This is a genomic window from Stutzerimonas tianxiuensis (genome assembly GCF_053470365.1).
Genome location: NZ_JBPVWS010000029.1, coordinates 1 through 12,770, shown reverse-complemented (window position 1 = coordinate 12,770; position 12,770 = coordinate 1). Strand labels below are relative to the sequence as shown.

The following is a 12,770-nucleotide window of genomic DNA, read 5'->3' as shown; positions in this document are numbered from 1 at the left end:
CTTCCTCGGTCAACAATCGCTGAGCCACGCCCCTGAGTTATGGGGCGTGGCATTGAGCGTTTAGGATTTGTAAGTCGGGTAGTCGGTGTAGCCCTTATCGGTACCGCCGTACATGGTGCTTGGATCAACTGGGTTAAGCGGCCAGTTGTTGGCGATACGAGCGGGCAGGTCGGGGTTCGCAATGAAGGGGCGGCCAAAAGCGATCAGATCGCCCCAGCCAGCTTTTATCACGCGATTTCCTCGTTCAGCGGTGTACTTGCCGGCATAGATAATCTTGCCGCTGAATGTCTTACGAACAGCTTCCCGGAACGTCTCAGGCAGCTCGGGTGCGTTTTCCCAATCGGCTTCGGCGAGCGACAGGTAGGCAATGCCCACTTCCTCGAGGATCTTCACTGCCTCGATGTAGGTTTGATGAGGATCTTCTTCGACCAGACCAAGGTAGACGCGGTCTTCGTCTGTGGTCGCGAACAGCGGGGCGAAGCGAACGCCAACGCGCTCCTTGCCGACCACACCAGCAACAGCGAGGGTGATTTCGCGCAGGAAGCGAAGACGGTTCTGCAGCGAACCGCCATATTCATCATCACGCTGGTTGGTATGGGCCGAAATGAACTGGTTTACCAGGTACCCGTTCGCGCAGTGAAGCTCCACCCCGTCAAAACCTGCGTCCAAAGCATTTCGGGCTGCTTGGGCGTAGAGCTCAACCAGTTCCTTTACCTCCTTGGTGGACAGGGCTCGTGGGGTCGAAGGGTCGGCCAGTGTACCCGTGCCGGGGCCAGTTTCGATGAACACCTTGACGTTGTCCGCGCGGATGGCTGATGGCGCGACGGGCGCTTCACCACCGGGTTGCAGCGATGTGTGCGACACGCGGCCCACATGCCAAAGTTGAGCAAAGATCACCCCCCCTTCGGCGTGAACAGCGTCGGTGACCTTACGCCAGCCTTGTATCTGTTCCGGGCTATGAATGCCAGGTGTCCAGGCATAACCCTGTCCTCGGGGTTCGATCTGTGTGCCCTCGGTCACCATGAAGCCAGCACCGCTGCGCTGACGGTAATATGTGGCCATTAGGTCGTTCGCAATATTGCCGGGTTGGGAGCTGCGCGAACGCGTCAGTGGCGGCAGAACGATACGGTTCTTGAGGGTGTATGGGCCCAGCTGAGTCGTTTTGAAAAGTTCTGATTGTGTCATTTTGCTTACCTGCATATCTGAAATATTCGATGTCGTAGGTCGAAAAAACATGGATCAACGAGGTCTGAAGAGTCCGAGCGGTGCAGGTCACGAAGGCGCGCTGTGCGCCCTGCACCGCGCGGGCGACGTCGGCAGCTGTGGCGTTGGGATGTTGGTGAGAATTTTTCCGTTGGCGGGGTTGATAATGTCGAGGGCTTCACCGTATTCGTCCGAAACTCATTGGTTGTCAATAAACAGGCCGTAGCTGCTGTCGGGAAGGTGATTCGGACGGGTATCGCTGGAATCTTTCATGGGAGTACCTCCTGAGGTTTCTAGCGCGGTTATGGGTAGGCTATTCTCGATATTCATATATGTCAATATATTAATATCGCTTCCGGCACGTACGCATGGTTCCACGCCCTTGCAGCTCACTTCTGGATCAGCTGGGAGCGCGCCGTGCTTCGCGCTAGGGTTGCCTATGCAGTCAGCTCCCTTGAGCTTTTCATCATGGAGGCTGGCTGCATCAGGTATGCCATTGCCGTGATTGCGTTGATGCTATTGCCCGACAACAAAGGTATTCACCTTGACGATCTGGATGACAGCGAAGTTGACGCTACGCCCGCACTTCAACCTTCTTCTCCTCAGACGCATGTATAAGGAATGTTCGCGATGATCCGAATTGTCTACTTGTTGGTAAAGCCTATGTTCCGCCAGGAATGTTTGCGTCACTATCAGATGAGTGAGGGTATCCCTGGCCTGTTTAAATATGAGGTTAGGTTGGTGGCTGAAAACCCTGCCGATACCCATGTGCCATACCTGGATGTAGGGCCGGTTCACGCGATTGGCGAATGCTGGTTCCAAAGCCCGGAGGACTACCAACGATATATCGAGTCGGCAGTGCGCAAAGCCTGGTTCGAACATGGTAAAACGTTCATTGGCCAGCTCAAGCCCTTCGTCACTGAAACACTTGTTTGAAAGCTGCTCGAAGCGGTTATCTCCGATCAGGCCACCCCTCCATTCATTCTGGAGGGGCTTTCATCTACGAGTGAACCCCTGGTTATTGATTTAACGTAAATCACTGGCAGATTCCCCAATGAACATGGGGACCCGTGCGAGTCTCAATTCGCACGAGGTGCCGTCTATGTGTCGATTTGACAGCGTGTCCAACGACTGCGCGTGGGAACCATCGATCAGGTCGCCGATGGGGTAAAACATATCGAGCGGCTGATGCCTGCAAATCTCTCAGAAATCCTGGCAAGTTGCCGGGATGGTTCAGTGACGTGCCATGCAGCAACCCCAAGATGGCCCAACTGCAGGCAGTGAAACTCATTTCGCAGGGGTACACACCGGGACACTGCCTGGACATCAGTACCATCTGGTAGCGCAAAAGGTTGTAGCCCAGCAGCACACCCCATAGCTCTTGAGCGATCATCTCTGGCGTCTTGCTTCTCAGGGTATATTCGCCGCCCAGCAGTCTCTGCTTGATCGCCCGATAGCCCAGCTCGATTTCCCAGCGTTGACTGTAAAGGTCGACGATCTCCCCACCCGGAAAGCGCAGCGGGTCGACCATCGAAGTCAGTACGCTTACCATTTTTCCCTTGATCATCTTGCGCAACAACCGCGCTCGCATTTCGAGCGGACGACAGGTGGTATGTGGTCGGTAAATACATAGCGGCCATACTGTAAGCGCGAGTAGGCGGGTCTTTGGGCTGACGCCCGGCGATATCGTCAGGGCGTCAGATCCATACAGCCGTTCGATCAGGCTGCCGGCTTCAGAATGACCTTTGTCCAACCCTCATCTCGCGCATCGAAATGCTTGTACGCATCGGGCCCTTCCGCCAATTTCAGGCTGTGAGAGATGATCTGCGAAGGCTTGGCGCGGTCGTGATGGATCAGCTCCGCAAGCCTGCGGTTATAGGCTTTGACGTTGGCTTGCCCGGTGCGTATCTGCTGGCCCTTGAACCAGAACGCGCCGAAATCGAAGGCCATTTTGCCTTCCTTCGCCAGTTCATTTTTCGCGCCCGGATCCTGAGGAACAAACACCCCGACGACGCCGATGCCACCCGTGGCCTTGGTGGAAGCTACCAGGTTGTTCATCGTCAGGTGATTGGCCTCATGGCCGTGATTGTCACAGCACTGGTACCCCACACACTCACAACCTCGATCAGTGCCTTTGCCGTGAGTCAGGTTGAGGATCTGATCAACCGCCTCTTTCTCCAGGGAGTTGATTGGCGTGGCCCCCATCTGCGCGGCCAATTTCAATCGATCCGGATGGTTGTCGACCACGAACACTTGCGAGGCGCCTTTGATCATCGCGGCATGAGCTGCCATCAGGCCCACTGGCCCTGCACCGTAAATGGCGATGCTTTCACCCGGCATCAGGCCAGCCAGTTCAGTGGCATGCCATCCGGTGGGGAATATGTCTGACAGCATGACGTAGTCGTTTTCTTTCTCTTGCGCATCCTCTGGCAGCACCAGGCAATTGAAGTCCGCATATGGCACACGCAGCAGTTCTGCTTGACCACCCTGGTATGAGCCCATATCGGCAAACCCGTAAGCAGCACCAGCACTGCCGGGGTTGGCCGTGAGGCAGAAACCGGTCAAACCTTTTTCACAGTTTTCGCAGAAACCGCAGCCGATATTAAATGGCAAACAGACGCGATCACCTACCTTGATGCGATCTACGCCGGCGCCGACTTCGATGACTTCCCCGAGGTTCTCGTGACCGAAAACACGTCCCGTCTCCATCGAGGTGCGGCCCTCGTACATGTGCAGGTCAGAGCCGCAGATATTGGTAGTGGTGATGCGCACTACGGCGTCGGTAGGTTTTTCGATCTTGGCGTCTGGGACATTTTGCACGCTGACGTCGCGTGGCCCGTTGTAAACGATGGCTTTCATTAGACTCTCCCGTTCAAGCGACGATGAGGTGGTTTCGTCTGCTTACGAGATATCTGTTTAGATCTACGAACGTATGTTCCACAAATCGAGCTATGACCAGACGAGTGGTGATGCCGTCGCCCGCGCGTGGCGGTCCTTGAATTTGCAGCTCGTGACGAACTTAGACAGTTGAACGCCATAGAAGGAATATGGCTACGTGTAGTGGTCTACTAATCCTGGACACCCTTTTAGGGCGAGAATGCTCGCCATTCAGAGGTGTTCGATGAGCAGACAACGACGTACTTTCACCCCCGAGTTTAAGCGCGAAGCAGCCAGTCTAGTGCTCGACCAGGGTTACAGCTGTCCTGAGGCAGCCAAATCCCTTGATGTAGGTGAGACCGCACTGCGGCGCTGGGTCAACCAGTTGCAGTTGGAGCGCGGTGGCATCACCCCCACAGCCAAAGCGCTTACGCCTGAGCAGCAGACTATTCAGGAGCTTCAAGCCCGCATCAACCGGCTGGAGCTTGAGAAGAAAATCTTAAAGGAGGCCACTGCGCTCTTGATGGCCGAGGAGCACGGGCGCAGACGTTGAAGTCGATTCGGCAGTTAGCAGCACGCTACCCAGTTCAACTGCTGTGTTCAGTGTTTGAACTGCCTCGTTCCTGTTACTACGCCCATATGGCTCGGCGCCGTCGCATTGATGTTCGGCGGGTGGGTTTACGCAGCCGTATTAGCGAACTTTTCAGTCAAAGCCGTAGTTCAGCTGGCAGCCGCAGTATCGTTGCCATGCTCAAGGATGAGGGCGTCAAAGTAGGTCGCTTCAAGGTCAGGGGCCTGATGAAGGAGCAGGGTTTGATCAGTAAGCAGCCAGGTTCTCATGCGTACAAAAACGCCACTGTTGAGCGGCCTGACATTCCCATGCTTTGGTGGCTGGTTGGGAGATCTAGAGCCACGATTCGCAGCCCTTTTCCGTCGATGGCGGCCTTGAGCTTCGACCAGTCTTCAGCCGGCAGGCGGGACAGTCGGTCGATAGATTCCACCAGCAGTACATCCCCCGGGTGGGAATCGGCCAGCAGGCGCACCAACTCGGGGCGATCAGCACGAGTACCAGATGCGTTCTCAATGTATTGCGCGGCAATGGCCTTGCCATGATCGGCAGCAAACTCCTCCAGGACGGAACGGGCTCGGGCAGCGTCTTGTTCGGCAGTAGAGGCCCGAAGGTAGGCACGGACAAACATTTCTTGATCCCTATGCGTGCTGTTTCAATTTGGGCGTTGCAGAAACATCGTTACAGTTTGGGTGTTAGTTATAGAGCGGCAAGGACGAATCTGCCGCGCCTTTTCCGTATCAGTTGAGGCATACCTCTAAAAACGCTAGCGTAGATTGATTACTTTTTGGTCTGCGATGGGCCGGAGTCGTTGCCGTAGCGGAGGTCCGTTGGCAACGCGACGGTGATTTTGGAAGTTAACGCCATCTCGAGCATGAGCCTGTTGCCGCAGTGGAGGTCAAACGGCAACGGTAGCTTCACCATTTGTCGCTCCTGAGCCCGAAACAGATGCAGTAGGTTCCGGGTACGGCCATGACGACGCAGACGATTGGCCCCACGCCCACGATTTGCCCCCAGAGGCTTTTCAGCAGCGGATAAGCGAAGAACACCGCTGCCGCTTCTGCCGGTTGCATGGTGGCCAGTCTGCCGAGGATGGCGGCACTCATTCCGGAAAGAAGTAGCAGCATGCAGCCTGTTACCGCCAATACTGGTCGGAGTCGGGATTGTGGATTGTGACGATAGCCAGAAGCTGGGACGTCCAGTGGCAATGGAATCTGCCGGACGAGCCTGCTGCGCCCAATGCGTGCGTCGAGGGTCAGGGCCAGCCAGGAAATTCCGATGGCGAATGTGAGGATGAAGCTAACAACCAGTGCAAGTGGCGACATGATCAAACTCCTCTGAGTGCTGTGGCGACTGCCCGTTAGTCGAAACCGAAGGACGAAAAACTGTCTCCGAAGCTGCTTATGCCGTGATCAAACGACAGGCTGTCAGTCATCGTGTCCGTGCCGAATGCGTTACCCATGACATCGAAACAGCTGTCGAGCATGGGCATTCCGTTGGCGGGATTGAGCCAGAAGGTTTCCATGGGTTCGAAGTGGGTCGATGAGAAAGCTGAGAAAGTATCCTCGGCTTGGGTCTGGCCTACCGGGTCAAATGAATCAGCCCAGTTAGTGTGATCCTGCAGGATGCTGTCGAACGACGTACTCGTGTCCCCATCTTCCAGCGAATCGACCTGATACCACCAACGTTCCTGGCGAATACCAAGGCCGTCATGCACCACGACCGCTTTTCCCTGGCTGGGATAGATGACCGTGGTGAATGCCGCTTTTTCTGGCCGGACGACAGAGGTGATGAGATTGGCAATGTGCGTAAACAGGTTCATGGCTAGCTCCTCGGTTTAGTTGGTTTCAGCATCTCCTGAACCCCAAATAACCCAAGGCATGGGTAAGATCGCATACCGCCTTGGAGACGGATCATCTATTGCAAGCTCGGGTGCGTAGAGGGGCACAAGCACGGCCCGGATCAGCAATCCATTACCGCAGCCAGGCCCTTTCCCTTCCAGGAGAAGCAGCACAGCAGGCGCGCGATGCCGGCTACCGCGCGGATACCCGCCACAATTGATCTACTCGCGTCGTGAAACTCTGGCTCATCAGCTCGCGACGCATGCTCCAGGCGGGGGCTGCTGGTACCACACCAGGTCGCAACGTTCCCCGTCCCCATTTGGCGTTGATCGAATCAAGCACGGCCATCACCTTCTCCGAATTAGCTGGCTGACTGGAGGCGAACAGGTCGTCGGTGAAGGCGTTTACGTCGGGACTAGTCATGCTTCCGCAGTCAGCGGCGAGGTAGTCCCTGAGCTCACTGGAGCCCAGGGTTTCGAAGCAGGCCGTCTTCAGCGTCTTCCTCGATGAATTGACTCTCAAGCCAGCCTTAGCCGCGCTGAGATAAGATCGTCTCGAGCAAACCAGGAAATCGATTGTTCAAATCATCCCTGCGCAACGAGTTCATATGGGTCGTGCCGATGGTTTGGGTTTGGACCAACCCGGCATCTCGCAGCACCCTGAAGTGATGGGACATGGTGGACTTTGGTCGGCCACCGTCCAATTCGCCACAGCTGGCTTCGCCCAGTTCGGCAAGGCGTCGGACGATCTCCAGGCGCACAGGATCGCTCAAGGCGTATAGCAGACGCTCGAGGACGATTTCAGTGACGGGAGGGTGTTTGTAGGGGCGCATGAACGAAGCATACACGGGTTTGCTCTATCTCCATAGTTCGAATACTATCGAATTAACGTAATAGACAACCCTCGGAGAAACCAATGTCTGCGCTGTTCCAACCCTTCACGCTTAAAGACGTCACGCTTCGCAACCGTATTGCGATTCCCCCTATGTGCATGTACTCGTCAAACGATGGCCTGATCAACGAGTGGCACAGTGTTCACTACGCCTCCCTTGCGCGTGGCGGGGCGGGGTTGGTGATTGTCGAAGCAACCGCTGTAGCGCCAGAAGGGCGGATCACTCCTGGCTGTGCGGGTATTTGGAACGATGAGCTGGCCCAGGCCTTCGTACCGGTGGTGCAGTCGATCAAGGCAGCCGGCTCGGTCCCCGGCCTGCAGATCGCCCACGCCGGTCGCAAGGCAAGCGCAAACCGTCCATGGGAAGGCGATGACCACATCGCTGAAGATGACGCCCGTGGCTGGCAGACCATCGCTCCATCGGCCATAGCTTTTGGCGGTCACCTGGCCAAGCAGCCGCAAGCCATGACGCTGGAAGACATTGCCCGTGTGCGTGAGGATTTCGTCGCAGCCGCTCGCCGTGCGCGTGACGCTGGCTTCGAGTGGCTGGAGCTGCATTTCGCCCATGGTTATCTGGCCCAGTCGTTCCTTTCCGAACACTCCAACCATCGCGATGACGCCTACGGCGGCAGTTTCGACAACCGTAGCCGCTTCCTGCTTGAAACGCTGGCGGCTGTTCGTGAGGTTTGGCCGGAGCACCTGCCGCTAACCGCTCGTCTAGGGGTTATCGAATACGACGGCCGGGACGAACAGACGCTGACCGAGGCTATCGAACTGACACGTCGCTTCAAAGATGGTGGCCTGGATCTGCTGAGCGTCAGCATTGGTTTCACCATCGCTGAAACCAACATTCCCTGGGCGCCTGGCTTCATGGGCGAAGTTGCCCAGCGCGTGAAGCGTGAGGCGGGGATACCAGTGGCTTCGGCATGGGGCTTCGGCACGCCAAGCGTTGCCGAAGAAGCGGTCAAGAGCGGTCACCTGGACTTGGCGATGATTGGGCGAGCACATCTGGCCAATCCAAATTGGTCCTATCTTGCCGCCCAAGAGCTGGGCGTAGAGCGTGCGTCCTGGACCTTGCCGGCTCCCTATGCCCACTGGCTTGAACGCTACAAGTGATCCGTCGGGGCGAAGACGGCCGTCATGGCCTAATCGCCCGCTGCCTCAGCGCCGATGTGCGCTGGTGGCTACCTGGCTGGGCCGCTCATGGCTCGGCCCTTCCGATAGATAGCTGAGGATTACGCTATGTCTCGCGTCATACGCTTTCATCGCACCGGTGGACCGGAGGTTCTCCAGATCGACGAGATCGACGTGCCGGCTCCCGGCGCGAACGAGGTTCAAATCAACGTCAGGGCGCTCGGCATCAACCGGGCTGAAGTGATGTACCGCACAGGCCAGTACGTCATCGAACCGACGTTTCCCGCCATGCTGGGCTATGAAGCGGCTGGGACCGTATCTGCAGTGGGTCCCGGTGTGGTCGGCTTCGCTGTTGGCGATGCGGTCAGCGTAGTGCCCGCGTTCTCCTTTGACGAATACGGCTTGTACGGTGAATTGGTCAACGCGCCGGCTCACGCGGTGGTCAAACACCCGGAAGTGCTCTCTTTCACGGAGGCAGCAGCGACCTGGATGAAGTTTGTCACCGCCTATGGCGCATTGATCGAGCTTGGTGGGCTGCAGGCCGGCGAGACGGTGCTAATCCGTGCGGCGTCCAGCAGCGTGGGGCTTGCCGCTATCCAGATTGCGAACATGGTGGGCGCCGTTCCTGTGGCGCTGACCCGCACCAGCGACAAGCGCGAAGCCTTGCTTCAAGCGGGGGCGGCGGCAGTCATCGCGACCCAGGAGCAGGACATGGTGGCTGAGGTCATGACGGTGACTCATGGCAAAGGCGCTCGCATGGCCTTCGATCCCGTTGGCGGACCCGAAGTGGCCTTGGTGCTCAAGGCGCTAGCGAACCACGGCATCTTCTTCCAGTACGGCGCTTTGGACACTCGGGATATCCCTGTGTCGGTCATGGACCTGCTCGGCAAGCATCTGACGCTGCGCGGTTATCAGCTGTTCGAGATCACCCAGAATCGAGAAAAACTCGAACGGGCCAAGCACTTCATCAATGAAGGGCTCGCCTCTGGACAGCTGCGTCCGGTGATCGACCGTACATTCAGCTTCGACGAGATGGCCGAGGCTCACCGGTACATGGAATCGAATGCCCAGGTGGGCAAGATTGTTGTAACGCTGTAAACCACGTTCAGGTCTTCGCGGCATGGCCGGTAGGGTCACCTTCGGTAAGCCCATGCCAGTTCGATGCGTCTTTCACACATGCACAGACAGGAGGTTCGATGACCACCCCACTCACACTGGTTGCCACATTGGTCGCCAAGGCCGGCTCCGAAGATGAGCTCCAGCAGACGCTGCAGGATCTGCAAGGCCCAAGTCGCGCCGAAGCGGACTGCATCCAATACGACTTTCATAAAGATGCAGAACAGCCTCGCACCTTCCATATGGTTGAGCAGTGGCGAGACGAAGCGGCGCTGACTGCGCACGAGGCCACCCCGCATTTCCAGGCAGCGCTGCCGGTTATCGAGCGCGCCGCCGAAAAATTCTCCGTCATGAAAATGTACCGCGTCTCCTGAGGAGCTCCGAATGAAAGCGATTGCACACTTCAAATGCCTGCCTGTTGAGAACCCTGACGCCCTCGTGGAGATCGATCTACCCGAGCCAGTGCCGGGGCCGCGCGACCTGCTGGTAGAAGTCAAGGCCGTATCGGTCAACCCGGTCGATACCAAAGTCCGCCAGGGCTACGTGCCGCATACAGACGAAACACAGCCGCGCATCCTCGGTTGGGACGCTGCCGGCGTGGTCAAGTCGGTCGGTTCCGACGTAACGCTGTTCAAGCCCGGTGACAAGGTGTGGTACGCCGGGTCGCTGATCCGCCCGGGCAGCAACAGTGAGTTGCAGCTGGTAGACGAGCGCATTGTCGGATCGATGCCACAGTCGCTGGAGTTCGCCCAGGCCGCGGCGCTTCCCCTGACGTCTCTGACCGCTTGGGAATTGCTATTTGATCGCCTCGGCGTAGCGCGCGACACCACCGACCGTGGCGAAACGCTGCTGATCATTGGCGCTGCAGGCGGGGTGGGTTCAATCATGACTCAGCTGGCGCGTCAGTTGACCGGCCTGACCGTCATTGGTACGGCTTCGCGCCCTGAAACCCAGGCCTGGGTCACCGAACTCGGCGCCCATTACGTGATCGATCACACCAAACCACTGAGCGAAGAGCTCAAGCGCATCGGCCTTCCGCAGGTCAGCTACGTCGCAAGCCTGACGCAGACCGATCGGCATTACGAGCAGATCATCGAGTCACTGAAGCCACAGGGCAGGTTGGGCCTGATCGATGACCCGGCCACGCTGGACGTCGTACCGCTCAAACGCAAGAGCCTGTCGCTGCACTGGGAGCTGATGTACACGCGCTCGCTGTACGAGACCGAGGACATGCAGGAGCAGCACAACATCCTCAATGAAGTGGCCCGCCAGATCGATGCGGGTGTGTTGCGCACCACCGTTGGCGAAAACTACGGGCGTATCAGCGCCGAAAACCTACGTCGCGCCCATGCCTTGCTGGAGAGCGGCAAGGCAAAGGGCAAGATCGTTCTGGAGGGCTTCTGACGGTATCTGGCTACCGGCTCATGCGGTAGGTAGCCAATGCTGGATTCAAGAGTAGCGCCCATGAGCGATTCAGTGAGCGCCTTGAAATGCCTCCTATTGAGATCGTCTCGCAAGACCATCACCCAGCCGTCAACGACTTCATCCGAAACGTCCAACTAATAGGAACCCCATATGAACAACGCTACCGGCTATGCCTGGACTTGCCCCTACAAAACCGGACACCAACTCCCCGTTAAATTGATGCTGCTGCCAAGCGCCTGAACTCCCTCGGCGAGCGGTATTTCAAAGCGCTGTGCGGATGCTGCTCGTTGTAATGCTCGAAGGCAATTGCCAGGTTGCGCAGCGCCGTTTCTCGATCCGGTTTGGGCATGTGCGCCACGTAGTCACGCTTGATCGTCTTCACGAAGCTCTCAGCCATGCCGTTGCTTTGCGGGCTGCGAACTGGGGTGGTCACCGGCTGCAAGCCGATCTGTCGAGCAAACAGGCGTGTCTGTTCGGCGGTGTACGCCGAGCCGTTGTCGCTTAGCCATTGCACCGGCGTGGCGGGCAGTTGATCACCAAAGCGCTTCTCCACGCTTTCCAGCATCAAATCGCGGATATCATCGCCGCTGTACCCGGTCGGGCTCGCGACCCAGCCGATGGCTTCGCGATCACAGCAATCCAGGGCGAAGGTCACGCTCAGTTTGGCGCCGTCCTTGCAACGGAACTCAAAGCCGTCCGAGCACCAACGCGTATCGCTGGCTTCCACCGCAATACGGCCTTCGTGCCGACGCGGCACACCGGGCTGTTTGATGCGGCGCTCAAGCAGCAAGTTGTGATCACGCATGACCCGGTAAACCCGCTTCACATTGATCGCCGGTAGCGACTGGGTTTCACGGGCGCGACGCAGCAATCCCCAGACGCGGCGGTAGCCGTAGCTGGGAAGTTCGCTGACCTGTTGCTGGATTTCAACTACCAGATCAGCATCGTTCACAGGCCTGCTCCGCCGTACTTTGGGGGATGCCGATTGCTTGATTCGAACCGTTAATTGCGAGCGCGCCACACCGAGACATTCGCTGACCAGCTTCACTGGTCGTCCCCCGGCAACAAGGGTGAGTGCGCAATCCATTTTCGCGACCGGGCGATCTCCACGGCCTCTTTGAGGATTTCTGCTTCCATCGTTTTCTTGCCCAGCATCCGTTGCAGTTCACGGATCTGCTTGAGCGCATCGCTCAGCTCGGAGGCAGGTACCACGGCTTCGCCAGCACTGACCGCCGACAAACTGCCGTCTTGGTAAAGCTTGCGCCACAGGAATAGTTGGTTGGCATTGATGCCGTTACGCCGAGCCACCAACGAAACGCTCTGCCCGGGCTCAAGGCTCTCTCGAACCATGGTCAGCTTTTGCTCAGGGCTCCAGCGGCGCCGCCGCTCCCGACCCAAAAGCTCCCCACTCTTATCGTTGCTATTAGTCATAAACATAACCGTTTGCCTATCCCTTATCGTAAGGGGGAAACGGTGTCCTGTCTTTCAGGGGGCTCGTTCATCGATTGGGTTAACGCCGCTGGCTTTAATCTTTACCAGTACCTGCCCTTGTTGTGGCGAAGGCTTTGCGACTTCGACTTCAAGCAGGGTGCTCGCGTCATAGCTGTCTAGGCGCAAGGCCTTCATCAGTCCCCCACTCGAAAGCGATTCAGTTACGTTGCTCACAGCTTTTCACTCCATATAAGCGGGGCCTGACGCCGAAGCGGCAGGCCCTA

General features: G+C 57.6%; 14 protein-coding genes and 2 pseudogenes. 6 read left to right on the top strand and 10 right to left on the bottom strand.

Annotated elements, in window-relative coordinates:
- Positions 1-60: 60 nt before the first annotated feature.
- Positions 61-1,185: an alkene reductase gene (locus ACSSNI_RS22370; protein WP_034000002.1), complete on the bottom strand. Its 1,125-nt coding sequence runs from the start codon at positions 1,183-1,185 to the stop codon at positions 61-63.
- Positions 1,186-1,833: 648 nt separating this feature from the next.
- Between ACSSNI_RS22370 and ACSSNI_RS22365 the strand changes: the two genes are divergently transcribed.
- Positions 1,834-2,139 carry an EthD domain-containing protein gene (locus tag ACSSNI_RS22365; RefSeq protein ID WP_033999990.1) on the top strand — a complete coding sequence of 102 codons (306 nt, stop codon included), beginning with the start codon at positions 1,834-1,836 and terminating at the stop codon, positions 2,137-2,139.
- A 100-nt stretch (positions 2,140-2,239) separates the two neighbouring features.
- Here ACSSNI_RS22365 and ACSSNI_RS22360 read toward each other — a convergent pair whose 3' ends face one another.
- Both ACSSNI_RS22360 and ACSSNI_RS22355 read right to left on the bottom strand, forming a co-directional pair.
- Positions 2,240-2,956: a transposase gene (locus tag ACSSNI_RS22360; protein WP_196740286.1), complete on the bottom strand. Its 717-nt coding sequence runs from the start codon at positions 2,954-2,956 to the stop codon at positions 2,240-2,242.
- Positions 2,923-4,062: a glutathione-independent formaldehyde dehydrogenase gene (locus ACSSNI_RS22355; protein ID WP_033999988.1), complete on the bottom strand. Its 1,140-nt coding sequence runs from the start codon at positions 4,060-4,062 to the stop codon at positions 2,923-2,925. Before ACSSNI_RS22355 ends, ACSSNI_RS22360 begins: the two co-directional genes overlap by 34 nt.
- A 262-nt stretch (positions 4,063-4,324) precedes the next feature.
- Between ACSSNI_RS22355 and ACSSNI_RS22350 the strand changes: the two are divergent.
- Positions 4,325-4,965 (top strand): annotated as a pseudogene (locus tag ACSSNI_RS22350) (transposase); the annotation flags it as partial.
- On the opposite strand, the pseudogene ACSSNI_RS22345 reads toward ACSSNI_RS22350, so the two are convergent.
- From ACSSNI_RS22345 to ACSSNI_RS22325, 5 genes and pseudogenes are all read right to left on the bottom strand, one after another.
- Positions 4,959-5,279 (bottom strand): annotated as a pseudogene (locus ACSSNI_RS22345) (recombinase family protein); the annotation flags it as partial. The pseudogenes ACSSNI_RS22350 and ACSSNI_RS22345 overlap by 7 nt on opposite strands.
- A 286-nt stretch (positions 5,280-5,565) precedes the next feature.
- A complete protein-coding gene (locus ACSSNI_RS22340) occupies positions 5,566-5,973 on the bottom strand; it encodes a hypothetical protein (RefSeq protein ID WP_042927603.1) in 408 nt (135 codons plus the stop codon).
- A gap of 35 nt (positions 5,974-6,008) precedes the next feature.
- Positions 6,009-6,470, bottom strand: a complete 462-nt coding sequence (locus tag ACSSNI_RS22335; protein ID WP_032904189.1) for a hypothetical protein — start codon at positions 6,468-6,470, stop codon at positions 6,009-6,011.
- A 211-nt stretch (positions 6,471-6,681) separates the two neighbouring features.
- A complete protein-coding gene (locus ACSSNI_RS22330) occupies positions 6,682-6,912 on the bottom strand; it encodes a DUF4113 domain-containing protein (RefSeq protein WP_079381875.1) in 231 nt (76 codons plus the stop codon).
- A 106-nt stretch (positions 6,913-7,018) separates the two neighbouring features.
- Complete coding sequence (locus ACSSNI_RS22325; RefSeq protein WP_172767913.1) at positions 7,019-7,321, bottom strand: ArsR/SmtB family transcription factor; 303 nt, start codon at positions 7,319-7,321, stop codon at positions 7,019-7,021.
- Positions 7,322-7,404: 83 nt separating this feature from the next.
- Between ACSSNI_RS22325 and ACSSNI_RS22320 the strand changes: the two genes are divergently transcribed.
- The 4 genes from ACSSNI_RS22320 to ACSSNI_RS22305 all read left to right on the top strand — a co-directional run bounded on the left by ACSSNI_RS22320 (position 7,405) and on the right by ACSSNI_RS22305 (position 11,034).
- Entirely contained in the window at positions 7,405-8,496 is a 1,092-nt protein-coding gene (locus tag ACSSNI_RS22320; RefSeq protein ID WP_025297874.1) for an NADH:flavin oxidoreductase/NADH oxidase, read from the top strand.
- Positions 8,497-8,622: 126 nt separating this feature from the next.
- Complete coding sequence (locus ACSSNI_RS22315) at positions 8,623-9,612, top strand: zinc-dependent alcohol dehydrogenase family protein (RefSeq protein ID WP_033999986.1); 990 nt, start codon at positions 8,623-8,625, stop codon at positions 9,610-9,612.
- Positions 9,613-9,710: 98 nt separating this feature from the next.
- A complete protein-coding gene (locus ACSSNI_RS22310; protein WP_033999984.1) occupies positions 9,711-10,004 on the top strand; it encodes a putative quinol monooxygenase in 294 nt (97 codons plus the stop codon).
- 10 nt (positions 10,005-10,014) lie between these two features.
- Positions 10,015-11,034 (top strand): zinc-binding alcohol dehydrogenase family protein, encoded by a 1,020-nt coding sequence (locus ACSSNI_RS22305; protein ID WP_003288728.1) that lies wholly within the window; start codon positions 10,015-10,017, stop codon positions 11,032-11,034.
- Positions 11,035-11,266: 232 nt separating this feature from the next.
- Here the strand turns inward: ACSSNI_RS22305 and ACSSNI_RS22300 are convergent.
- Together ACSSNI_RS22300 and ACSSNI_RS22295 are read right to left on the bottom strand one after the other, a co-directional pair.
- A protein-coding gene (locus tag ACSSNI_RS22300) for an IS3 family transposase (protein ID WP_371263641.1) occupies positions 11,267-12,486 on the bottom strand; the annotation gives its coding sequence in 2 pieces (ribosomal slippage) (positions 11,267-12,141 and positions 12,141-12,486; 1,221 coding nt in all).
- A 54-nt stretch (positions 12,487-12,540) separates the two neighbouring features.
- On the bottom strand, positions 12,541-12,720 hold the full coding sequence (locus ACSSNI_RS22295; RefSeq protein WP_127838526.1) for a hypothetical protein: 180 nt from the start codon (positions 12,718-12,720) through the stop codon (positions 12,541-12,543).
- Positions 12,721-12,770 lie beyond the last annotated feature (50 nt).

Bases quoted from the DNA above. Each gene is read 5' to 3' on its own strand.
- ACSSNI_RS22330 (WP_079381875.1), bottom strand. From the start codon at position 6,912: ATGACTAGTCCCGACGTAAACGCCTTCACCGACGACCTGTTCGCCTCC.
- ACSSNI_RS22340 (WP_042927603.1), bottom strand. From the start codon at position 5,973: ATGTCGCCACTTGCACTGGTTGTTAGCTTCATCCTCACATTCGCCATC.
- ACSSNI_RS22305 (WP_003288728.1), top strand. From the start codon at position 10,015: ATGAAAGCGATTGCACACTTCAAATGCCTGCCTGTTGAGAACCCTGAC.
- ACSSNI_RS22370 (WP_034000002.1), bottom strand. From the start codon at position 1,185: ATGACACAATCAGAACTTTTCAAAACGACTCAGCTGGGCCCATACACC.
- ACSSNI_RS22315 (WP_033999986.1), top strand. From the start codon at position 8,623: ATGTCTCGCGTCATACGCTTTCATCGCACCGGTGGACCGGAGGTTCTC.
- ACSSNI_RS22355 (WP_033999988.1), bottom strand. From the start codon at position 4,062: ATGAAAGCCATCGTTTACAACGGGCCACGCGACGTCAGCGTGCAAAAT.
- ACSSNI_RS22335 (WP_032904189.1), bottom strand. From the start codon at position 6,470: ATGAACCTGTTTACGCACATTGCCAATCTCATCACCTCTGTCGTCCGG.
- ACSSNI_RS22310 (WP_033999984.1), top strand. From the start codon at position 9,711: ATGACCACCCCACTCACACTGGTTGCCACATTGGTCGCCAAGGCCGGC.
- ACSSNI_RS22365 (WP_033999990.1), top strand. From the start codon at position 1,834: ATGATCCGAATTGTCTACTTGTTGGTAAAGCCTATGTTCCGCCAGGAA.
- ACSSNI_RS22320 (WP_025297874.1), top strand. From the start codon at position 7,405: ATGTCTGCGCTGTTCCAACCCTTCACGCTTAAAGACGTCACGCTTCGC.
- ACSSNI_RS22325 (WP_172767913.1), bottom strand. From the start codon at position 7,321: ATGCGCCCCTACAAACACCCTCCCGTCACTGAAATCGTCCTCGAGCGT.